Annotated in this window: 18 protein-coding genes; 10 read left to right on the top strand and 8 right to left on the bottom strand. The window is 46.0% G+C overall.

Translation table 11 applies throughout. From position 1 onward, the window contains the following. Positions 1-17 precede the first annotated feature (17 nt). Positions 18-3,038, top strand: coding sequence for a glycoside hydrolase domain-containing protein (locus tag ACLHR0_RS06850; RefSeq protein ID WP_436485511.1), 3,021 nt, complete (start codon positions 18-20; stop codon positions 3,036-3,038). 219 nt (positions 3,039-3,257) lie between these two features. On the opposite strand, the gene ACLHR0_RS06845 is transcribed toward ACLHR0_RS06850, so the two are convergent. Further along, positions 3,258-4,160: an SMP-30/gluconolactonase/LRE family protein gene (locus ACLHR0_RS06845; protein WP_436485509.1), complete on the bottom strand. Its 903-nt coding sequence runs from the start codon at positions 4,158-4,160 to the stop codon at positions 3,258-3,260. A 153-nt stretch (positions 4,161-4,313) separates the two neighbouring features. On the opposite strand from ACLHR0_RS06845, the gene ACLHR0_RS06840 reads away from it, so the two are divergent. Then, positions 4,314-5,366 (top strand): nucleoid-associated protein, encoded by a 1,053-nt coding sequence (locus ACLHR0_RS06840; protein ID WP_079471359.1) that lies wholly within the window; start codon positions 4,314-4,316, stop codon positions 5,364-5,366. Between the two features lie 423 nt (positions 5,367-5,789). On the opposite strand, the gene ricT is transcribed toward ACLHR0_RS06840, so the two are convergent. From ricT to radA, 6 genes are all read right to left on the bottom strand, one after another. After that, complete coding sequence (gene ricT, locus ACLHR0_RS06835; protein WP_436485508.1) at positions 5,790-7,379, bottom strand: regulatory iron-sulfur-containing complex subunit RicT; 1,590 nt, start codon at positions 7,377-7,379, stop codon at positions 5,790-5,792. 146 nt (positions 7,380-7,525) lie between these two features. Then, positions 7,526-8,665 (bottom strand): ATP-binding protein, encoded by a 1,140-nt coding sequence (locus ACLHR0_RS06830; RefSeq protein WP_436485506.1) that lies wholly within the window; start codon positions 8,663-8,665, stop codon positions 7,526-7,528. A gap of 32 nt (positions 8,666-8,697) precedes the next feature. After that, a complete protein-coding gene (locus tag ACLHR0_RS06825; protein ID WP_429042877.1) occupies positions 8,698-9,249 on the bottom strand; it encodes a hypothetical protein in 552 nt (183 codons plus the stop codon). Between the two features lie 115 nt (positions 9,250-9,364). Next, the gene (locus ACLHR0_RS06820) at positions 9,365-9,886 is read right to left on the bottom strand and encodes a glutathione peroxidase (RefSeq protein ID WP_370908746.1); all 522 of its coding nucleotides are present in this window, start codon (positions 9,884-9,886) and stop codon (positions 9,365-9,367) included. A gap of 95 nt (positions 9,887-9,981) precedes the next feature. Further along, positions 9,982-10,671: a ComF family protein gene (locus ACLHR0_RS06815; RefSeq protein WP_429042875.1), complete on the bottom strand. Its 690-nt coding sequence runs from the start codon at positions 10,669-10,671 to the stop codon at positions 9,982-9,984. A gap of 28 nt (positions 10,672-10,699) precedes the next feature. Further along, positions 10,700-12,076 carry a DNA repair protein RadA gene (gene radA, locus ACLHR0_RS06810; RefSeq protein ID WP_370908744.1) on the bottom strand — a complete coding sequence of 459 codons (1,377 nt, stop codon included), beginning with the start codon at positions 12,074-12,076 and terminating at the stop codon, positions 10,700-10,702. A gap of 559 nt (positions 12,077-12,635) precedes the next feature. On the opposite strand from radA, the gene ACLHR0_RS06805 reads away from it, so the two are divergent. From ACLHR0_RS06805 to pyrH, 8 genes are all read left to right on the top strand, one after another. Further along, on the top strand, positions 12,636-13,325 hold the full coding sequence (locus ACLHR0_RS06805) for a zinc metallopeptidase (protein WP_370908743.1): 690 nt from the start codon (positions 12,636-12,638) through the stop codon (positions 13,323-13,325). A gap of 252 nt (positions 13,326-13,577) precedes the next feature. Then, positions 13,578-16,676 carry a SusC/RagA family TonB-linked outer membrane protein gene (locus ACLHR0_RS06800; RefSeq protein ID WP_436485502.1) on the top strand — a complete coding sequence of 1,033 codons (3,099 nt, stop codon included), beginning with the start codon at positions 13,578-13,580 and terminating at the stop codon, positions 16,674-16,676. A 17-nt stretch (positions 16,677-16,693) separates the two neighbouring features. Next, on the top strand, positions 16,694-18,085 hold the full coding sequence (locus ACLHR0_RS06795) for a RagB/SusD family nutrient uptake outer membrane protein (RefSeq protein WP_370908741.1): 1,392 nt from the start codon (positions 16,694-16,696) through the stop codon (positions 18,083-18,085). 264 nt (positions 18,086-18,349) lie between these two features. Then, positions 18,350-18,793, top strand: coding sequence for a 50S ribosomal protein L13 (gene rplM, locus ACLHR0_RS06790; RefSeq protein WP_079471351.1), 444 nt, complete (start codon positions 18,350-18,352; stop codon positions 18,791-18,793). Between the two features lie 14 nt (positions 18,794-18,807). Continuing rightward, entirely contained in the window at positions 18,808-19,197 is a 390-nt protein-coding gene (gene rpsI, locus ACLHR0_RS06785) for a 30S ribosomal protein S9 (RefSeq protein ID WP_079471350.1), read from the top strand. 92 nt (positions 19,198-19,289) lie between these two features. Continuing rightward, positions 19,290-20,285, top strand: coding sequence for a 30S ribosomal protein S2 (gene rpsB / locus ACLHR0_RS06780; protein WP_370908740.1), 996 nt, complete (start codon positions 19,290-19,292; stop codon positions 20,283-20,285). Positions 20,286-20,418: 133 nt separating this feature from the next. Continuing rightward, positions 20,419-21,243, top strand: a complete 825-nt coding sequence (gene tsf, locus ACLHR0_RS06775; protein ID WP_370908739.1) for a translation elongation factor Ts — start codon at positions 20,419-20,421, stop codon at positions 21,241-21,243. Between the two features lie 201 nt (positions 21,244-21,444). Beyond that, positions 21,445-22,158: a UMP kinase gene (gene pyrH / locus ACLHR0_RS06770; protein ID WP_079471347.1), complete on the top strand. Its 714-nt coding sequence runs from the start codon at positions 21,445-21,447 to the stop codon at positions 22,156-22,158. A gap of 68 nt (positions 22,159-22,226) precedes the next feature. Here pyrH and ACLHR0_RS06765 read toward each other — a convergent pair whose 3' ends face one another. Next, complete coding sequence (locus ACLHR0_RS06765) at positions 22,227-23,345, bottom strand: DUF3298 domain-containing protein (RefSeq protein WP_436485497.1); 1,119 nt, start codon at positions 23,343-23,345, stop codon at positions 22,227-22,229. Between the last annotated feature and the right edge of the window lie 83 nt (positions 23,346-23,428).

Below are 23,428 nucleotides of genomic sequence, written 5' to 3'. Positions count from 1 at the left end.
AAAATTGCTTATTCTTCATGTATCAGACAAACCACCCTTCCCGCAATTTCAGGAGAGGATTGCTGCTGGCAGGACTTACTTTCAGCTTCCTTACCACAGCACTCGCCCAGGAATTGAAGTATACCAATGGCAACAATAACTGGAACGCAGACTCGCTCGGTAACCACCGTGCGGTAGTTTCCTTTAATGGCGCCGCCGGCGTAGCCCGGGTTATAATCCCCTGGCGCCGTAGAGACGAGCATCCGGAGCTGAAACGGATCATTGTTGAAGATGCAAAAACAAAACAAAAAGTTACCAATGTAAAAACGTTGACACTTAACCGTGAGCAAGGCGATATCTGCTTTGAACCAACTTCCGGTAAAGGCGACTACTATATTTATTACCTGCCTTCCAAAAACGAAGGCCGCGACAACTACCCGAAAGGCGTGTACCTGGCGCCGGAACAAACCGCCGATAACAACTGGCTGCAATCCATACCAGCGGGCATAAAGCCCAATACCACTGTGAAGCAACTGGAAGCTATTGACAGCTTCAATACCTTCTACCCGATGGAAGTAATCGCCACGGAAGCAGAAAGAAAGCAGCTGCTGCTGAAACATCCGGGTGGCGGCTATATGCTGTTTCCCGAAGACCGGCAGTTCCCTATTAAAATGACGGACGACCTGCCACAGCGCTGGATAAAGAAAGGGCCTTCCCAATCCTTCTCCGGCGAAGCCGATAAAGGCGAATACTATGCCTTTCAGCTGGGCGTTTATGCCCGCCATGAAATGAAGGATGTGCAGATTTCTTTTGCCGACCTGAAAACCACTGGCGGACAAACCATCCCGGCAACGCAACTCAACTGTATCAATACCACCGGTACCACTTACGATGCCAAACCTTTTTCGGCAACGGTGAATATCCCCGAAGGAAAAGTACAGGCCCTGTGGTGCGGGATAGATGTGCCGGAAAACGCTGCAGCAGGCATCTATAAAGGTATTGCCACCATAAAGGCAGCCGGCATGCCTGCCATGCCAATAAGAATCACACTAACGGTAACGAATAAACTGGCCGTGAACAGTGGCTTTAATGAGCCCTGGAAACAAACCCGCCTGAAATGGCTAAACTCCACGCTGGCACAGGACGATGCCGTGATTGCACCTTACACGCCACTGGAAATGAAAGACAGCGTGATCAGTTTACTGGGCCGTAAAGTAGGTATCCATAAAGATGGCTTCCCTGCGCAGATCCAGACTTTTTTCACGCCTGAAATGACGTCGCTGTCTGCACAACCTAAAAATATTTTCACCGAACCGGTACATTTCCATTTCATTGAAGCCGCTACAGGAAAGGATCTTCGCTGGCAAAGCAATGGCTGGAAAGTTACCAGTCAAACGCCGGGGAAAATCAGCTGGAAAGCGGTGAACACTACTGCCGGCCTGGAGATGGAAGTAAGCGGCACCCTGGAATTTGATGGTTTCCTCGACTATACCGTGAAAGTAACAGCGCTGGAAGACGTATCCCTGAAAGATATCACGATGCACCTGCCGTTTGATAAAGGCGCTGCAAAGTACATGATGGGGCTGAACCAGAAAGGTGGCGTACGCCCGGAGAAGATCGACTGGAAGTGGGACGTGAAAAACAAAAACCAGGATGGCGCCTGGATTGGCGATGTGAACGCGGGCATCCAGTTTAACCTGCGGGATGAAAATTATGTACGCCCGCTGAATACAAACTTCTACCTCCAGAAGCCGCTGCTGCTGCCCACTTCATGGGGTAATGGCGATAAAGGCGGTATCACCGTGGGCGAAAAAGGAAAGGCTATACTGGTAAATAACTATAGCGGTGAAAGAACGCTGCATAAGGGAGAGGTACTGTATTACAACTTCCACCTGATCATCACGCCATTCCACCCGGTTAACACCGATTTCCAGTGGTCTACCCGTTTCTATCACCGGTATAATAACCTCGACAGCATCAAGACTACCGGCGCCACGGTGGTAAACATTCACCATGGCAACGAGATTAACCCCTGGATCAACTATCCGTTCATTGAATGGAAGGCGATGAAGGACTACATTGCGGAAGCGCATCAGAAAGGGCTGAAAGTTAAGATCTATAATACCGTAAGGGAGTTATCGAACCATGCCTGGGAAACCTTCCCGCTGCGCAGTTTAGGGCATGAAGTATACAGTCCGGGTAAGGGTGGCGGCTTCTCCTGGCTGCAGGAGCATGTAGGAAAAGACTACATCGCGGCATGGTTTGTACCGGAGTTTAAGGATGCCGCCATCATCAACAGTGGCATGAATCGCTGGCATAACTACTATGTGGAAGGGATGAACTGGCTGGTGCAAAACGTAGGGATCGATGGTATTTACCTGGACGACGTAGCTTTTGACCGGGTAACCATGAAACGTGTGAAACGCGTGCTGACAAAGGATAATCATCCGGGCATTATTGATCTGCATTCGGCCAACCAGTATAACAAATCCGATGGATTTATTAACAGTGCGGTGCTTTATATGGAGCACTTCCCTTACCTGAACAGGCTTTGGTTTGGGGAGTACTTTGATTATGAAAAAAACAATCCTGATTTCTTCCTCACAGAAGTAAGCGGTATTCCTTTTGGCCTGATGGGCGAAATGCTCCAGGATGGTGGTAACCAGTGGCGGGGTATGGTGTATGGTATGACCAACCGCATGCCGTGGACTGCTACTTCCGATCCGCGTCCTATCTGGAAAGTGTGGGATGATTTTGGTATGCAGGGAACAAAGATGATTGGTTACTGGGTAGAAAATAACCCGGTTAAAACCAACAACCCGTTGGTACCGGCCACCATTTACCGTAAGGATGGCGCAGTACTGGTATCCCTCGCCAGCTGGGCGCCGGAAAACACCACCATTAAACTCACCATCGACTGGAAAGCACTGGGCATAGACCCTACAAAGGCAACGATAACGGCGCCGGACATACGCAACTTCCAGCAAGGGCAGGTATTTGGTAAAGATGCCAGTATCCCCGTAGAAAAGAACAAGGGCTGGCTGCTGATTATAAAGTAGTTTGATCGCCAGCGGATTTTGTCTTTCTCAGGATTACGCTGATTTTACTGATTAGTTTGATTTTTACTTCTGGATTTTATAAAGGATTAAGGGAGATAGAAGCGGATATATTCGCTTATCTCCCTTAATTATATCTTAAGAAAATCAAAAAAATCCAAAAAGTAAAAATCAAACTAATCAGTAAAATCAGCGTAATCCTGAGCCAAGACAAACTCCGCGTTAAAAGCGTTTACCCGGTACGTTTACCCGGAATGTTTCCACGCATTTACGGTCTTGCAGGGTTACGTATACGGTTTTGCCGTCTTTATCCCCGAATACCAGGTTGCTGCATTGTTTTCCTTTGAGGGGTACTTCCTGGATCAGTTTTCCTGTTGGCGAGAGTACAGCGATCACGCCTTTTCCCCACCGGGCTACGTAGAGGTTGCCTACCTTGTCGCATTTCATTCCGTCGAAGCCAAAGTCGGGGAAGCTGGCGAATAAGGTTTTACGGGAGATGTTACCTGCTTTATCCACCTTGTATTTCCAGATCTTGCGTTGCACGCTTTCGTTCACATATAATATTTTTTCGTCGGGACTGAGTTCAATGCCGTTGGTGGTGCCCATATTGCCTTCAAGCAGGATGGGGGTGTGGTGGCCCGGGTCTATCCGCCAGATCTGGCCGGTGTTGCTGGCCCATTTCGGGTCGGTGACGAAGATCTGGTCCTTGCTGTTGATACAGAGATCATTGGGCTGGTTGAACTGATCGGAGTGAACGTATACGCCTACTTTTTTGGTTTTCATATCAATGGTGAGCACATTATGCCGGATGAAATCCGGGAGAAACATGGTTCCTTTACTGTTGAAATGAATGCCGTTGGCCACGCTGCTATCGGGGAGGGTAACGAATATTTCACCGGCGCCGGTTTTGGTATTTATTTTACCGATGGTGCCATCCTGTTGAAAATTTACCACGTAAAAATTGCCTGCTTTGTCAAAGTTGGGTCCTTCAATATTTACGGAAAACATATTTTCTGCCGTGAGGTCGCGGGTTTCGAATACGGGCCTGTTGGTATTTTTTTGCTGCGCCATCAGCGGGAGACCGTATCCGGCCGTCATTGCCAGCAGGCAGATATATTTTCTCATGTTCGTTTTGTTTTGAAACTTTAAATTAAGGAACTATTCCATATTTTTCAGCGTATATGGATGGGAGGGAGGGTATGTAATGAAATTATCAAGAAATAATTACCGGGAGAAACGGATCTGTTGCCTGTCAACTAATTTATTAATTTTGCGCCCATGATCCATGTTTCGGAGTTTAAAGATTTGGCGCAATTAACGATACACAAGGTAGGGAATCCCACTAACGATGAGGCCCTGCTCTGTTCCAAAGCGCCTTTGCAGCTGGAGGATGAAACGATCAGCCAGTTATTGGTGACTTATTTTATTCAGCCGTTTGCCAATGCAGCAGAGTATTTCAGATTCCGTCATGACGCAGATCTGCAATTGAATGAAATATTTCAATATTGTCGACGTATATTTACTGACCAAAATGAATTCCAGGAGCAGTCGGTCAATATTGCCAAACATCTATATAAACATTCCACCCATCCTAAAATAAAAGGGGGAGAGCTATATATAGCCTACTTTAGCAAGTGCCAGGTGGATGGTGAAGAGGTGGAAGCCATAGGCATTTTTAAGTCGGAGAACCGCGATACCTATTTAAAAGTATTTCTGGCAGACGAGAATTATCAGGTAAATTACGAGGACGGTATAAATATTAATAAGCTGGATAAAGGTTGTCTGGTATTTAATACAGAAGAAACAGAAGGCTTTAAAGTAAGTATAGTAGACAGTAACAGCAAACAAACCGAGGCGGTGTATTGGAAGGATGCCTTTTTACAGGTACAACGCCGGGAGGACAGTTATCATCAGACAGAAACCGCGGTGGACATGTGTAAACAGTTTATACACAACAAATTGCCAACGGAGTATGAGATGGACAGAGTAGATCAGGTAGATCTGTTAAATAAATCAGCCGCTTATTTCAAAGAAAAAGAACAATTCCAACTGGACGATTTTGCGAAAGAGGTACTAGGTCATCCCGACGCTATTGCTTCTTTTAAGGAGTACCGAAACGAATATGCGAATCATTTTCAACAAGATATCCCTGACGAGTTTGAAATATCTGCACCTGCTGTAAAGAAACAGCAGAAAGTATTTAAGAGCATTCTGAAATTGGATCGTAACTTTCATGTATATATTCATGGCAACCGTGAGATGATTGAGCGCGGATTTGATGAAGCCACCAACATGAACTATTATAAACTACTGTTTGAGAATGAAGCGTAAGAGTGTGTGATAAGCAGTAGAGGCGCCTGTGTGATTGATTTTGTGAAGAGATATAAAATAGCATTTTTTAAGTTTTCTCATAAGCAAAAACCAATTGTTAACAAAGGCTGCCTCGTCTGGGCGGCCTTTTACTTGGTTTTCTCTAACAATTTTTCCTCACCATCTGATATTCAAAAAATAATAGGTCCCGGAAGGGGCATAGTGTATTCATAGTGCATGGGGAGTGCATTGATAGTGCATCATGAGTCCATGAAGAGTGCATGGATACTCCATGGGATACGCAGGTATGCGGCATGGAAGAGGCATCCGTGAAGTAAGGGTAATGAAGGTCAGTCAGCTCCGTGTGCCGGCTTGAACATATAAGAAATGCTTGCAGTATGCAACAAAAAAGACAACCAGTCCGGTTGTCTTTTTTGTTTTTATTTATTGTCCTTTTTCAGGATTGTTGTTCTTGTTAGGGTTGGGCGGCCGGTGTTTATGCCGTGGTGGACGCCTGTCCTGTTTGGGATTGGTAGGTCCCTGTCCTCCAGGCATGCCTGGTTGGGCTGGTTGCTGACCGGGTTGCTTTGGCGCAGGTTGTCTTTGTCCCTGTTCCTGCCGGTTTGATGGCTGCTCGTTACGGGGTTGTTGTTCACGTCCCTGTTTGGGCTGGCCTCCGCCTTGTTGCCGCTGGCGGTTATCCGGTTTGGGTTTACGCTCTGAAGGCTGGCGGTTGTCGGGCCTTTGACCTGCCTTAGGGGAATCAGTTCTTGGCTGACCCTGACCCTGGGCTTGTTTAGGTTCTCCGCGTTCGCCACGATCCGGACGTTCGCTACGTTCGCCGCGTTCACCACGATCCGGGCGTTCACCACGTTCGCCGCGTTCTCCTCCGCGTTGTTGTTTTTGTTTGTCTCTATCCTTCTGTTTACGCTTCTGAGCTGTTTTTTCGAGAGATTTCAGACTGATTAATCCCACCACATCTGCGTATCCGAGATCCGCTTCTTTTGGTTTGGCGGTTACTACTTCTACCGGTTTCAGGTCGTCTGGTTTAACGCCCTGCTTGTTCAGGAGGCGTATTTCCTTAGCCCTGGAGATGGTGAGTGGATACTGTTTGTTACTGCCTTCATAAGAGTACCACATGAGGCTTTTGAAGATATCCCGTTTCTGCAGGTGGGCAACGCCGCCGGCAGTTTCAATGTTATCGGCATCGTCGGGGAAATCTTTCAGGGCATCGAGGTAGGTATCGAGCTCATAGTTAAGGCAGCATTTTAAACGGCCGCATTGTCCAGATAGTTTGGCCTGGTTGATAGACAGGTTCTGGTACCGGGCAGCGGTGGTATTCACGCTTTTGAAGTCAGACAGCCACGTAGAGCAGCATAACTCCCTGCCGCAACTGCCGATGCCACCTACTTTTCCGGCTTCCTGGCGGGCGCCTATCTGGCGCATTTCCACCTTGGCCCTGAATTCAGAGGCATATACTTTAATCAACTCCCTGAAATCCACGCGATCATCTGCGGTATAGAAGAAGGTGGCTTTACGGCCATCGGCCTGTATTTCCACTTCTGCCAGTTTCATTTCAAGTCCGAGGTTGCGGGCAAGGGCTCTGGATTTTATGAGCGCCTCTTTCTCGCGGGACTTGTTGTCATTCATTCGCTGCAGGTCGTCGTTCGTTGAACGGCGCAGCACTTTTTTTACTTCGGGTGTGTCTTCAGCGCGTCGCTTCTTCATCTGTAGTTTTACCAGCTCGCCCGTCAGGCTTACTGTTCCAACGTCAAAACCGCTGACCCCTTCCACGGTAACCATTTCTCCTTTATCAAAGAATTGTTTGGTTACGTTACGGAAAAAGTCCTTGCGGCTGCCATTGTTAAAACTCACTTCTATAATGTCAAATGGTGCTAAGCTATCACCAAGGGGAATATTGGACAGCCAGTCAAACACGTTCAGTCTGTTACAACCTCCTGTGCTGCATCCTCCATTACTCTTGCATCCTGACGGCTTCCCTTCCACACCCGTACCACATCCGGCACAAGCCATATTATTAATTAGTTTAAATTTTATAAATAAGCATTTCAGGTTATTCCAGTTCTTCAAAATACGTTTTTCCTTTCAGAAAAACAAAAGGCCGGAAGCAACAAAGATAGGGAAAAGGAGCTGATAGCTCCGCAGGAAGCCGGTGGTTATTACATAACCGGTATAGGTTTCTTTTTAAATATATATTGCAGCTTGATGGACAGGGCATGAAATAGCATCTTTCCGTTGGCATTGCGTTCTATATAGTAGCTGGCGTTGTTCAGCGCCTCCGTGATTTCCTGCATTTGGTCCAGGTTGGCCAGTTTAGCCAGCTTGGCGGCGAAGTCCATCTCCTCCGTGGAAAAAGCCAGCTGGCTCTTATCCAGGTATTGCAAACGGAGCGTATGTTCCAGCAGGTTAATGAAATAACGGAGGAACTGCTTTTGGTTTTCCCTGCCGGTTTTTGCACTGGAAATCCCTTCTATCCATTCCTGCAGGGCTACCCGGTTGCCGGTAAAAAGGTGGTTCAGCCAGCTGCGGAGCAACTCGTGGTAGTCGTCGTCTGAATGCTGCAACAGGTACAAGGCTTCCCGGTAATTGCCTGCTGTAATGGTGGCCATTTGCTGGGCCTTTGCAGGGGGAACATTACTTTTCTGCACCAACGCAGTCACCAGGTCTTCTTTTGCCAGCGGGTTTATTTTGATAAGATGTGTTCTTGATAAGATGGTGGCCAGTATCTGTTCCTGGTTTTCAGCGATCAGGATAAACAGTGTATTCTGAGGGGGTTCTTCGATCAGTTTCAACAGGCGGTTTCCTTCATTGCCCAGGTATTCGGGCATCCACATCACCAGTATTTTATAACCGCTCTCAAAACTTTTCAGGTTCAGTTTATGGATAATGTCCTGGCATTCGGTGGCAGTGATGTTACCCTGTTTGTTTTCGGCGCCTATGAACTGCAGCCAGTCGTACGCATTGCCATAGGCATGCGTTGTTACGAACTCCCGCCATTCGGTAATATAGTCTGTGCTTACTGGTTTATCGCCGGTTTTGCGCGGAATAACCGGGTAGGAGTAATGGATATCCGGATGTACAAATTGTGAAGCCTTGGTGCAGGCGGGGCATTGTCCGCAGGCATCGTGCGCTTGTTTGTTTTCACAAACCAGGTATTGGGTAAAGGCCAGTCCGAGCGGAAGACCACCTGCACCTTCCGGGGCAAGCAGTATCATGGCATGACTTAGCCGGTTATGCTGTACGGATTGAACGAGCTGTTGCTTTACATCCCCTTGTCCTATAATATCAGAAAAAAGCATGGGCGCAAGATAATGAAAAGGGGGCTAATCATTTATTGAAGAGATACATAACAGGCATTTTCAAAGGTGCCGGTGCCGCTGATGTTCTTCTCATTATCTGTAAAATAAAAGCTGCCGGATATGGTTTGTGTCCGGAGATTCATTTTACGGATGGTTACACTGGAAGAGTCGGTGGTGAGATAGGTGAATTCCCCATTGTTGTTTTTAACGGCTACGGCCACCAGTCCGCCGGTTTGCACTCCCTGCCGGGTGTAGGTATAAGTTTTCAGGTGCAGGCTGTCATTCTTCAACCCCGCTTCGTCGTACATACCATCCGTGAGATTAAATACCACCCTGCAGGAATCCGATACAGTTTCCACACTGAGGAATTTGAGTCCGCCGGTATCCGTCCGTTCACGGAACAGGAGGCTGCGGCTGAAGGTCATATTGTTGCTGCTGGTTCCTATGTTGGTAACCATTTGCATTTCGGGGCACGAGAGTGAAGGGGGATCTACATCGTGCTGGCACGCGGAAAGTATCAGTAAAAAGCACAGCAATGCCATTAGCGGCAAGGCGTTATTGGTAGGAACAAAGTAGTGTTTCATGAATACGGTTGCGCGTTGTATATTAATAACAGGATACTTACGTAAACGGATATACGTTTACGCAAGTATCTGCAAAATTTTTTGTCTACGCAAAAGTTGGTAACAGTTATAAAAACTATTTTTCAATGGCCGCAATCACTTCCGCTGACTCAGGTTGAGTTTTGGGAGAAAATACTGCTACCAGGTTACCTTTTTCATCCAGCAGGTATTTCTGGAAGTTCCAGGTAACTTCTGCCGGCTCCATGTGTTTGGCTTTACTTTCATCCAGCAGCCATTTGTACAGCGGATGAATGTCTGTTCCCTTTACAGAAATTTTGGCTGCCATGGGGAAGGTTACTGCATACTGTTTTGTGCAGAATTGTTGTATTTCCTTGTTGCTGCCGGGTTCCTGTGAACCAAAGTTATTAGCAGGGAAACCAACGATAACGAGTTTGTCGTGGTATTTCTTGTAGAGTTTTTCCAGGCCTTCATATTGCGGCGTGTTACCACACAGGGAGGCGGTATTCACGATCAATACTTTCTTTCCTTTGTATTTGGAGAAATCGATTTTTCCTCCGTCAACAGCATCTACTTTGAAATCATAAAGATGGGATGAGGCAAAAAGCATAACAACTGATAGTATAGCTAATCTGAACATATAGATTTTTTTTAAAGACAGATTAAAATACAGCGCGGGGCTGTATTTGTAAAGTTAGCATTCCCGGAATAAAAAAAGAGAAGAATTTAGCCGTCTCATTTCCAGGCATAGGCAAGGCAGCAGATGCTTACCCGGGCGCCCGCCTGTTGAAGGGCCCTGGAGCAGGCTTCGGTGGTGGCGCCGGTGGTAATAACATCATCGACCAGTAGTACGTGCGATCCGGCTGAAAGGTTGCCATTGGCACTGAAGGCGGTGGCTACGTTCTCCCACCGGTCTGTTCGTCCCTTTTTTGTTTGGGTGGCGGTGAACTGTTCCCTGCGGAGAGTGGCCGGATGTACCGGCAGCTGTATTACCTGCGCAATGCCATTGGCCAGCAGGGTGGCCTGGTTATAGCCACGTTTTTTTTCCTTGCGGGGATTGAGTGGAACCGGCGCCACAAAATCGACGGTGCTGATCCAGGCGCTTTCCTGCAACTGGTAACCGGTTTGTTTACCAAGCCAGGTAGCAATATCCGGACGTTGTCCGTATTTAAACCGGTGGATCAGGTGTTGCAAACCGGATGACTGGTTGTAATAATAAGTGGCAGTGGCCTGTTGTACAGGTACCCTTCCGTTGAAGATCTGCGCTACGGGATTATTGGCGTAACGCTGGAAATGGGTGAGGGGTAGGGCCTGCACGCAGCGCAGGCATAACAGTTCATCTGTTTGATGCAGATCAGTGCCGCACAGCTCACAGCAATGCGGATAGAACAGATGAACCAGTGGGGAAAACAAACTGGTGAGCATCGAATGGTTTTTTAAAGATATGTGGTAATCAGAATAACCGCTGGTATACTTCTTCTACTCTCCCTACAGCAATTACTTCGATATGGAATTTACTGAAATCAATTCCTTTTTTGTTGTAACGGGAGATAAATATTTTCTCGAAGCCAAGTTTTTCTGCTTCTGCAATGCGTTGTTCAATGCGGTTTACGGCTCTTATTTCACCGCTGAGGCCTACTTCTCCCGAAAAACAGATTTTGGGTGAAATGGCATTGTCTTCATAAGATGAAAGCAAGGCGCATAACACGGCGAGGTCAATGGCGGGGTCCTCCACGCGGATGCCGCCGGCGATATTGAGGAACACATCTTTTACCCCGAAGTGGAATCCGCCGCGTTTTTCGAGTACGGCCAGCAGCAGTTGCAGCCTGCGCAGGTCGAACCCTGTGGCGGTACGTTGCGGGGTACCGTAAACGGATTGTGTAACGAGTGCCTGTACTTCTACCAGGAGCGGGCGCATTCCTTCCATGGTGGCAGAAATGGCTACACCGCTCAGGAGATCTTCCCTTTGTGAAATGAGGATTTCTGAAGGGTTGGTAACTTGCCGGAGCCCGGTGCCGGTCATTTCATAAATACCCAGTTCGGCGGTAGAACCGAACCTGTTTTTGATGGTACGGAGAATGCGATAGGCGTAATGTTGGTCGCCTTCGAACTGTAAAACCGTATCCACCATGTGTTCCAGCACTTTCGGCCCTGCAATGGAGCCATCTTTGGTAATGTGTCCGATGAGAAAAACCGGGGTATTACTTTCTTTGGCGAAGCGTTGTAATTCGGCAGTAGTTTCCCTGATTTGTGATACGCTTCCCGGTGCAGATTCTATAAATGGTGAATGCAGTGTTTGAATAGAATCGACAATGACCAGTTGTGGTTGTAATTTTTTAATTTCCTGGAAGATTGTCTGCGTAGAAGTTTCTGTGAGCAGATAGAATTGTTCATTGGAATTCTGGATGCGGTCGGCCCGCATTTTTATCTGTTGTTCACTTTCTTCACCGCTGATATAAAGTGTTTTGATATGCTTCAGCTGTAACGCGTTCTGAAGGAAGAGTGTTGACTTCCCGATGCCGGGCTCTCCGCCAACCAATACCAGCGAACCCGCTACTATGCCGCCTCCCAGCACACGGTTCAATTCATTATCTGGTGTTAATATTCTTTCTTCATCTTTCGCAACTACTTCCGAGAGGTTAATTATTTTGTGTGTCCGGGGAGAGGAGGTATCATTGTTTTTCCATTCAGCTTGTTTAAGTGGAATGTCTTTTTGCACTCTTTCTTCCACAAACGTATTCCATTCTCCGCAACTCGGACATTTTCCATTCCATTTCGCTGATTCATATCCACAATTCTGACAGAAAAAAGCGGTTTTAATTTTACTCATAATTTTCATAAAAAAGATGCGTTACAAAGTAACGTTTTTACGTTTATTGAACCGAAATGATAAGAAGAGAAGTGTTAAAAAAGGAGAGGAAGAGGTATAAAAAGAGAAAAGAGCCAAACGGAAGATTCCGCTGACTCTTTCTACTTACTAACCCATTAAATTCAGGTCTAAATTACAAAATGGCTTCAGAATAAAAAAGTTTATTTAATTGATGTGAATAACTTTTGGGGTATTTGCCTGATCTAAGAAAGTGGCTGCCATCGCTTGTTTCAGGGGTTGTTTTTATCTAATATTACTTTCATTGGGGGCTCGTAAAATGTTGATAAATAGGGTTGATGTTGATGATTTTTGTATATAAATAAAATTTAATAAAACACATTTTTGTAAATGACAAACAGGCGCTTTTTCACACAGAAAAATTATTTTAACGCCATAATGACAGTGTTAAATTTATAATTTACAGACAAAAAGCAAGGTTGGCAGTCAAGTGCTAAATAAACCTTAAAAGGGATGATCTGGTGAGATATTTGTGCCATAAGACCACCTAACATTTATCATTATGACACCTGGAATCATGTTTTTATCGTTGATTTTTGTGGGGATCAGCCTGCTGGTAAGCTTCGTACTCAAAAGTAAGTTCCGGGCTTACAGCGAAATACCCACCTCTTCCGGTTTAACCGGTAAGCAAATTGCAGAGAAGATGCTGAAAGACAATCAGATATACGGCGTTCAGGTACGTGAAACAGCAGGATTTCTGTCGGATCACTACAATCCGGCCGATAAAACGGTGAATCTGAGCCCCGATGTGTACAATGGCGCCAATGTAGCCGCTGCGGCAGTGGCCGCCCACGAGTGCGGACATGCGGTGCAGCATGCGGCAGCCTATCCCTGGCTGGGCCTCCGGTCCACGCTGGTACCAATTGTTCAGTTCAGCTCCAATATCGTTTCATGGGTATTGCTGGCCGGTATCCTCCTCATAAATACCTTCCCGCAGCTGTTATTGGGGGGTATTATCCTTTTTGCCCTCACCACGCTATTTTCGGTGGTAACGCTGCCTGTGGAGTTCGACGCTTCCCGCAGGGCGCTGGCCTGGCTGGATAATACCACTATTATGCGCAGGGAGGAACACGACAAGGCGAAAAACGCCCTCTGGTGGGCTGCCATGACCTACGTGGTAGCGGCACTTGCCTCCATAGCCACGCTGGTATATTATATTTTGATATACACCGGGGCAAGAAGCAGGGACTAATTAAATAATATTGTTATATTGATAAAAGGCGACCAAAGGTCGCCTTTTATCGTTTAATAACCTGTAAATAAGCGATTTAACATTTTGTTAAGAAAAACAGAAAATATTTTTTAGTTTTACCATACGGATGACGATTAACCAGTTTCCGGTGTTTTTGCTTATATGAGAGTTGAGCCCGATGTAGCATTCAACCAGATCATTCAATCAAATAGTTCAGCCTGCTGACATTAAACCAAATCTAAACTAAGAACCATGATACGATCCTTCTCGTTTATGGGCATCCTATTGCTATTTTGCATGCTTTCGTTTGCCCAGTCCAAACCAGTTACCGGTAAAGTTACCGACCAGAAAGACGGCAGCGCCCTGCCTGGCGTTACTGTCAAAATTAAAAACGGCACTATAGGAACCGTCACTGCCTCCGACGGAACATATAAACTGAACGTTCCCGCAAAAGGAACCACATTGGTCTTCTCCTTTGTTGGCTATGGTGATAAAGAAGTGGTTGTAGGCGACCAGCAGGTGGTGAATGCCGAGCTGGGAACCGGTAACAAAGAGCTTTCTGAAGTAGTGGTAGTAGGTTATGGTACGCAAAGCAAGCGGGAGGTAACCGGCGCAGTAAGTAAAATTGCGGCGAAGGAAATCGAGAATCAGCCGGTAGTGAGCTTTGAATCGGCCATCCAGGGTAAATCGCCCGGCGTGGTCATTGAATCCGGTAGTGGTAAAGTAGGCCAGGCAATGAAAATACGCGTGCGCGGTACTTCTTCCGTTTCTGCCAACAGCCAGCCGCTGTATGTGGTGGATGGAATGCCCGTATTGTCTGTAAGCAGCTCTGACATAAATAATGACCCCACCAATCCCCTGGCCGACATAAACCCCAACGATATTGAGTCCGTTGAAGTACTGAAAGATGCTGCCGCATCCGCCATCTATGGTGCACGCGGTTCTAACGGTGTTATCCTGATCACTACCAAAAAAGGTAAAACAGGTGAGAAAACAAGGCTGGAGCTGAATGCAGCCAGCAGCTGGGGTAAACCAACCCGTAAAAGAGGATTCTTAAACGCACAGCAATATGTAGACCTGCTGGAAGAAGCAGCTACCAATGATGGCAGAACCGCTTTTGCTACACAAGACCCCGATAATCCCGAATATGCTACAGTAGAAGAGGCAATTGCTGCGTTTAAAGACGGACTTGAAAACCCCGACTATGGCTTATTCCCTTATCTGACTGTTGGAAAGGACTGGCACAACCCGGGTGCAGGTACTAACTGGGAAGACTTGTCGTACCGAGATGTGGCCCACACTAACCAGATTGACCTTTCTGCCACAGGAGGAACCGAAAAAACAAAGTTCTTCGTTTCCGGATTTTATAACAACCAGGAAGCTATTGTGATAAACAACAAGTTCCAGCGTTATGGCGGCCGCCTTAACCTTGAACATAGCGCTACAGACAAGCTTTCATTTGGTATGAACCTGAATGTAAGCCGTACACAGCTGGACAGGGTAGCGAATGATAACATATTCTCCACACCAGGTCAGCTGGTAGCACAATCGCCATTGTCGCCACTCTATTATGAGGATGGTACTATTAACAACGACAATGTGCTTTATTCAAACGGTTTGTATGATGCGCAGTATAACAGGGATAAACAGGTTACTTTCAGAACCCTCGGCAATGTGTTCCTGAACTACAGGATCCTGCCTTCATTAAGCTTCCGTTCAGAGCTTGGAACAGATATCACCAACCTCACGGAAGATCAGTTTATCAGCAGGCTGGCATCAGATGCCATTGGAAAAGGTTTTGCACAATCCTACTTTACGCAGAATGTGGGCCTTAATACCAACAACTATTTTACATTCACACCAAATCTCGGCACAAAGCATTCGCTGAGTACCACCATTGGTATGAGTTATCTGCAGAATGATTTGTCCCGCACCCAGGTACAAGGTGAATACCTTCCTTCTGATCTTGTGAAAACAGTATCTGCAGCAGGATCTATTGTTTTTGGTTCTTCTGAAGTACAACGTTATACCTTTCTTTCCTACTTCCTGAGAGCCAACTATGCTTTCAATAACAAGTATATTGCTTCCTTCAGCATACGCTCAGACGGATCTTCCCGTTTCGGACCTAATAACCGTTATGGTGTATTCCCTGCAGGATCCCTGGGCTGGATTATCTCTGAAGAAGATTTTCTTAAAGAAAATAAAACCCTTAATTACCTGAAACTCCGCGCGAGCTATGGTAATACCGGTAATGCTGAAATCGGCGAAAACAGGTACCTCACTTTGCTGGAAACAACGGCTTATCCTTTCCTGCCTGGTTACAGACCAAGCCAGATGGGTAACTCTAATCTGAAATGGGAAAAAACAGCGCAGTTTGATGTTGGCCTTGAGTTCGGATTATTTGACAACAGGTTAAGTGGTGAAGTGGATTATTATAACAAGCAAACTTCCGACCTGCTGTTGAGAGCCAATCTGCCATATTCCACGGGTTATGAGTTCCAGTACCTGAACGTTGGAAAGATGGAAAATAAAGGAGTTGAAATTCTCCTGAACAGTGTGAATATAGACACCCGTAATTTTAAATGGACCACCACCCTGAACCTTGCCTATAATAAGAACAGGGTTAAAAACCTGAACGGACAGATCATAGAAAGTCCGGCTAAAGAACAACGCGCGGTGGAAGGCCAACCTATCGGTGTATTCTTTATGCCCAAATTTGTGGGTGTGGATCCGGCTACCGGAGACGCTTTATACCAGGATTCTACCGGTAAGGGCACCACCGATTATTCGAATGCGCCACGTGTAGTAGTTGGAAAATCCAATCCTGATTGGACAGGTGGTCTTACCAATACCTTTACCGGTTACGGCTTTGACCTCAGTGCGTTCTTCTCTTTTGTGCAGGGTAATGACATCTTTAACCGTGCAGGTCAATACCAGGACAATAGTTTTGCCGGTTACGACAACCAACGCAGCACTATTCTGAAAAGATGGCAAAAGCCAGGCGACATCACCGATGTGCCACGGTTAACACAAGCGTTTGCTGATGGAAGTTCTGCCGCGGGCTTATCCAGCCGCTGGATTTCTGATGGTTCTTATGTGCGTCTGAAAGCATTAACACTGGGCTATACACTGCCAAAGAGTGTGGTGAACACGCTTAAAATATCCAGCCTGCGTGTATATGTAGCCGGATACAATCTCTGGACAATCACCAATTTCGATGGCGATCCGGAAGTGAACTCCGGTGCTTCATATAGCACAGCCGGTGAACCTGATAATATTGGTGGTGGTATTGATTATTACACACCGGCACAGGCCAGGCAGATCACAGTGGGACTGAATGTTAAATTTTAAGCTTTAAAAGAGAAAAGATGAAAATCTATAACAAATATATCAGCGCAATAATGTTGGTGGTAGCAGTGGCTACGTTCTCAGCATGTAATAAAAAACTGGACGTGACGCCTGGTAAGGACATTGTTCCTGACCAGATTAAAACGGCAGATGATGTGCGGGGCGTTTTAATGGGCGCATATACCAACCTGCAAAATTCAAGTTCCCTGGGGGAAAGATTGATATTGATTCCTGATCTGCTGGCTGGTAATGGAGAGTTGAGTTTTCGCGGAACCTTTTTTAACTACGGGCAATATGATTCCAAAACCCAGGACGCTACCAGTGATATCGCAGAAGAGATCTGGAGACGTAGTTACTTTACTATTAATAATATTAATCTTGCCATAAACAAGATCAACCTGGTGCCGGAAGACGAGCGTCCGGCAATACTGGCCGAGGCCAAATTTATCAGGGGGATGATTTACTTCTACCTGGTTAATTTATATGGCAAGCCATATTCTGCCGGTAATATTACTACTAACCTGGCGGTGCCGCTGGTAACAGATGCCATCACGGATATTGCTGATCTTCCCAAAGGCTATCAGGGCAGGGCTACTGTAGATGCTGTATACAAACAGGTGGTGGCGGATTTGCAGGATGCCGCCACTAATTTGCCGGAAGACAATGGCAGCGAAGGCCGTGCAAACAAATATGCTGCATATGCTTTCCTGTCGAGGGTATACCTGGCTGAAGCAAAATATACCGAGGCAGTAGCGATGGCTGATTCTATAATTCAGAGCGGTGCCTATACACTGAATAATGCTTATGATAAGGCGTTCAACAGTGTTATTAATACTTCTGAAGATATTTTTGCTATTCAGCAAACTGCTCAGAGCAATGCGGGTACTTCCAATAACGGTCTGCAAACTTTCTATGCGGGCAGGGGATTTTCAGGCAGGGGTGATATTACCGTTGACCTGACCGTTGTGCCTGGTTTTGAGAGTGGTGATGCACGCAGAACCTTTACGTATCTTGACCGCGGTATCAATGTAGGCAGCGGTACCTATACTACCAAATGGCAGCGTCAGTACAAAGTGATCCCGGTGGTACGCTATGCGGAGATCCTGCTCACCCGTGCGGAGGCTAATCTTCGAGCGGGAACAGCTGTTGGTGCGCCTCCTTTGGAGGATGTCAATGAAATAAGAGCGAGGTCCAATGCTTCGCAGCTGGCGGCCGTTACGGCAGACCAGGTGGCGGATGAGCGTGTACGCGAGTTGTTGTTTGAGGGGGATAAGTTATGGACATTTAAAAGATTAAAGAGGAATATCGGCAACAAGAGCTACGATGATAATAAGTTGGTGTTACCTGTTCCCCAGCGGGAAATAGATGCCAGTCAGGGTAAATTGACCGGACAGCAGAACCCCGGGTATTAAAAAGTATTGTATAATATAAAACAGTAAGGGCGCTCAGGCGCCCTTTTTTTATTCATTTATATGAGAAAAAAAGCAGTTATTAACCGTGCCGGTACTTGCTGTTAATAACTTTTATACAAATTTTTTATTGAAAATCAATCAATTGCAAAGGTGCTCCGTAAAAAAGTCCCTAAAATGTATGGTTATTAAGAATGGGCAATGTACCTTTGCACTCCCCATAATCGGGGAATTGTTTACAAGACGTAATTTTTATCGTATACAACAATGAATACATTAAGTTTCAGAACTAAATCGGCTAACGACGCTTACGTAAAGCGTGACTGGCATATAGTAGATGCAACAAACCTGACACTGGGAAGAGTTGCTGCTAAGATGGCTGCTATCCTGAGAGGTAAAAACAAGCCATACTATACGCCTCATACTGATTGTGGTGATTATATCATCGTAATCAATGCAGAGAAGATTGCCCTGACCGGCAATAAAATGCAGGAAAAAGAATACATGCACTACACTGGTTTCCCAGGTGGTCAGAGAATCGAATTAGCAAAGGACCTGATCCGTCGCCGTCCTGAAGTGTTGATCGAAAAGGCTGTTAAAGGTATGTTGCCTAAAAACCGTCTGGGCCGTGCGATGTACAAAAAATTATTTGTATATGCTGGTGCTGAACATCCTCATGCTGCGCAGAAACCACAACCATTAACTTTCTAATTTTTCTCTGATACATGGAAAAGCAAAAAAATACAATAGGTCGTCGTAAGGAAGCTGTTGCCCGTGTTTATATCAACAAGGGTACCGGTAACATTACAGTTAACGACAAAGATTATAAAAACTACTTTTCTTTGATCTACCTGCAGAACCAGGTGGAACTGCCTTTCAAAACTATCGAGGCGCTCGATAAATTTGATGTGAAAGTGAATGCACAGGGTGGTGGTATCAAAGGTCAGGCAGAAGCTATTAAGCTGGGTATTGCCCGTGCTTTATGCGAAGTGAACATTGAGTTCCGTCCTGCATTGAAAGCTGCAGGTTTGCTGAAACGCGATCCACGTGGAGTTGAACGTAAGAAACCAGGTAAAGCGAAAGCAAGAAGAAGCTTCCAGTTCTCTAAACGCTAATATTTTTGAGCTATTGGCCGTTAGCTCCGGGCTAATTCGCCGGATGCTAAAAGCTAAACATTATTTGATCCTTTTAATTGAGCAATATAAACATGGAAAATAATACCTCATTGCAGCAGCAGTTACTGGAGGCAGGTGTTCACTTCGGTCACCTGAAGAAAAAGTGGAATCCCAAGATGCTGCCTTATATTTTCGCAGAAAAGAAAGGTATTCATATCATTGATCTGAACAAAACCGTAGAAGGATTACAGGAAGCAGCAGCTGCCCTGAAATCTATCGCTAAGAGCGGTAAGAAGATCATGTTCGTTGCTACTAAAAAGCAGGCGAAAGAAATCGTGGCAGATGCTGCGCGTAACATCAACATGCCTTTCGTAACTGAAAGATGGTTAGGTGGTATGCTCACTAACTTCTCTACGATCCGTAAGAGTGTAAAGAAAATGCAGAGCATTGAAAAAATGCTGCAGGACGGTACATTCGATAACATTACCAAGAAAGAACGTCTTACTTTAAGCCGCGATAAAGAGAAAATGGAGAAAGTGCTGGGTGGTATTGCCCAACTGGCACGTGTACCGGCAGCGCTGTTTATGGTTGATATCAGCCACGAACACATTGCACTGGCAGAAGCTAAGCGTCTGGGTATTTCTACTTTCGGTATGGTGGATACCAACTCCGATCCTACTAAAGTAGATTTCGCTATCCCTGCGAATGACGATGCTACTAAATCTATCGCTATCATCACCAGCTACATCTGTGCAGCTATCGCTGAAGGTCTTTCTGAAAGAGCTACAGAGAAATCTGAAGAAGTAGAGGAAGAAGAAGAAGCAGACGATAAAGCACGCAAATTTGAAGTTGAAGGTGGTGAAGACCGTGAAAGAGGTCGCAAACCAGGAGCACCAGGTGGTGGTCGTGGTCCAGGCGGTCCCGGTGGCGCTAACCGTGGTGGCGGCGGCCGTGGTCCTGGTGGCCAGGGTGGCGGCGCTAACCGTGGCGGTGGCGGTCCTAACCGTGGTGGCGGTGCAGCAGGCGGACAACGTCGTCCATCTGGTGCCGGCAGCAGCGGTCCTAGAAAACCAGGCGGCGGAAGATAATATTTTAAGCTTTTAGCTATTAGCCTTTAGCAGTTAGTTCAACCATTATGGTCTCTAACAGCTAAAGGCTAATAGCTGAAAGCAGATTAAGTACTTGCAATAATTTTTACAACAATTAAACTAATTATAGCTCATGGCAACAATTACAGCAGCTGATGTAAATAAACTGCGTCAGCAAACTGGTGCTGGTATGATGGATTGCAGAAAGGCACTGGTAGAAAGTGATGGCGATTTTGAAAAAGCAGTAGACTATCTGCGTAAGAAAGGTCAGAAAGTGGCCGCTTTACGTTCCGATCGTGAAACCAAAGAAGGCGTTATCATCGCTAAAACATCAGCAGATGGTAAATCCGGTGTTATCGTGGGTCTGGGTTGTGAAACTGACTTCGTTGCCAAAAACGAAGACTTCGTAAAATTTGCACAGTCAATCGTTGATCTGGCACTGTCTAACGGTATCAAAACCGTTGAAGACCTGAATGCCGCTCAACTGGATGGCGCGAGCGTTGCTGATAAAGTAAACGACCAGGTTGCAAAAATCGGTGAAAAAATCACCCTCAATAAATTTGAATTCGTTGAAGCTGGTGGCGTAACCTCTTACATTCACGGTAACTACCGTATGGGTGTACTGGTTGCTTTCTCTAAGCCTGTTTCTGAAGAAGTAGGTAAAGATATCGCTATGCAGATCGCAGCAATGAGTCCTATCGCAGTAGATGCTGACAGCGTTCCTGCTGAACTGATCGCCCGCGAAAAAGAAATCGCTGTTGAACAGGTGAAAGCAGAAGGCAAACCTGCTGAAATGGCGGAAAAGATCGCTGCCGGTAAAGTAAATAAATTCTTCAAAGAAAGCACCCTGCTGCAACAGGCTTTCGTTAAGGACAATAACAAGTCAGTAGCGGATTACCTGAAATCAGTAGATGCTGACCTGAAAGTAACTGGCTTTAAGCGAATTGCTTTAGGTTAAGAAAAACATATCAAAAAAAAGGAGAGAATTCGTTTCTCTCCTTTTTTTTGCGCATAACTAATCATACACATAAAAGGACAGTAAACAGGTATCAGAAAAGGCATTTTTTTCTTCCTTTCCTCCTTTCTGCATTTAAGTTGTATATTAGAATACCGTAATCAGTATTAGGAAAATCACAATCTTACAATATTTTATAGCGTCATGTTGCCAAAGTATAAGCGTATTTTGCTCAAATTGAGCGGTGAGGCCCTCATGGGGGATGCAAATTATGGTATTGATCCGAAGGTGATATCTCAGTATGCCTACGATATTAAGGCAGTTACCGATCTGGGAGTTCAGGTAGCCATCGTTATAGGCGGAGGTAATATCTACCGCGGAATGAACGAAGCCGATACCGGTATTGAAAGAGCCCAGGGAGATTACATGGGAATGCTCGCTACCGTTATTAATGGTATGGCGCTCCAAAGCGGCCTGGAAAGAGTGGGACTTTATACCCGTCTCCAATCTGCCATCAAAATGGAACAGATCGCAGAACCCTATATCCGCCGCCGCGCTATCCGCCACGTGGAAAAAGGCCGTGTAGTAATTTTCGGAGGAGGTACCGGTAACCCGTACTTTACCACTGATACCGCCGCTTCCTTACGCGCTATAGAAATTCAGGCCGATGTAATCCTCAAAGGAACCCGTGTAGATGGAATCTATACCGCGGATCCTGAAAAAGATAAAACAGCCACCCGCTACGAAACCATTACTTTCTCAGAAGTATACCAGAAATCCCTCAACGTGATGGATATGACAGCCTTTACCCTTTGCCAGGAAAATAAGCTGCCTATTATCGTGTTTGATATGAACCGTCAGGGTAACCTCCTGAACGTGATCATGGGTAAAAATGTGGGTACCTTAGTAAAGGGATAAGTAAACGCATAAAAAAAGCAGCGAAGAGCATTTGTTCTTCGCTGCTTTTTTATGTCGTCAAACGGCTGCTATTTTAATATACTCTTCATCTCCGCAAGCGGGATGTATAAAGTTACCTGGCCCAGTGCATATGGCCCGATCTCGTATGGCACATAACTAAACGCTACTCCCTTGCCGGTAACAATCATATTATTATTCGGAGGGATGTTTTTTACCAGCAGGTGCTGATCCAGGGCATCTTCTTCACCCATATTGAACCGTTTCCTGAAAGCTTTATCCAGCAAGCCGCTCAGCGTTTCTTTATAGCCTGATTTAAAAATATCGTCGGGAGTAAGCACTTTACGTTTCGACAGGTCCAGTGTGTAATAGGTGGCGCCCCAGTTGCCATGGGCCCCGCCGGTAAAGTTGTAAGCATACTTTTCTATCACCAGCAGAGGCCAGGTGTTATACACTACTTTCATGTCGTTATCTGTGGTCCAGTTCCACGACGCGGCAGTGGTGTTATCATTAAACGTTGTGCTGTCGGCATCTTTGGCCGAATAACGGTAGATCAGGATAAAGGAGTCGATTCCTTTTCTCAGGAATTTCTGCGGGTCGGCAGCCCGGCTGTTCCCTGTTACCTGACCAATAATAAACCGGGCGGTGGTGCTATCCACCAGGGAGTCGGGCCATATGATACTGTTGGACACGGTGCCTGCCGGTGATTGGGCCATGGAAGGCGCCAGCTTTGCAGAATCAATCTGGTAGAATACTTTCAGGGGTACGGCGTTTTTCAGATCGGTGTGCAGTTCAAAATGATAGGAAGTGCCGTTGCCATGCCATACACCTTTGAATTTTCCGTCGTCAGAAAGATAGCCGCTGAAGAGGCGGTCTTCCGAACTGTTATTGGTTTCTTCATAGATGTTCGCCAGGGTTGAATCCAGGGTGCCCCATAAAGGAATGGGCTGACCGGTGCTATCATCGCAATAGTACCCGCGGAACAGGTGGGGCGCGGTTTTCAGCAATTGCATGGTAATTTCTTTATCGCCCAGTTTTCCTTTGAGCTGGGTATAGAACAGGGGAGTAGAAGCCAGTGGTACAACCAGGTTGGCTGTATTAGCCGGTGCCTTGCTGTTGTTGTTATTCCGTGTGTTACAGGAGAGGAGTACAACAGCTATCAGCAGTACCAGTAGAGAAACTCTTTTCATAGTATGATTTATATCAGGTACCTCAAAATTACTATTATCCTTCCATACCTTTGAGTACCCGTTTGAATCATAAAAATAACAGA

This window comes from Chitinophaga sp. ARDCPP14 (genome assembly GCF_051362515.1).
Classification (GTDB): domain Bacteria; phylum Bacteroidota; class Bacteroidia; order Chitinophagales; family Chitinophagaceae; genus Chitinophaga.
The sequence above is the reverse complement of the archived record's forward strand: the minus strand, read 5'-3'. Positions and strand labels throughout refer to the sequence as shown.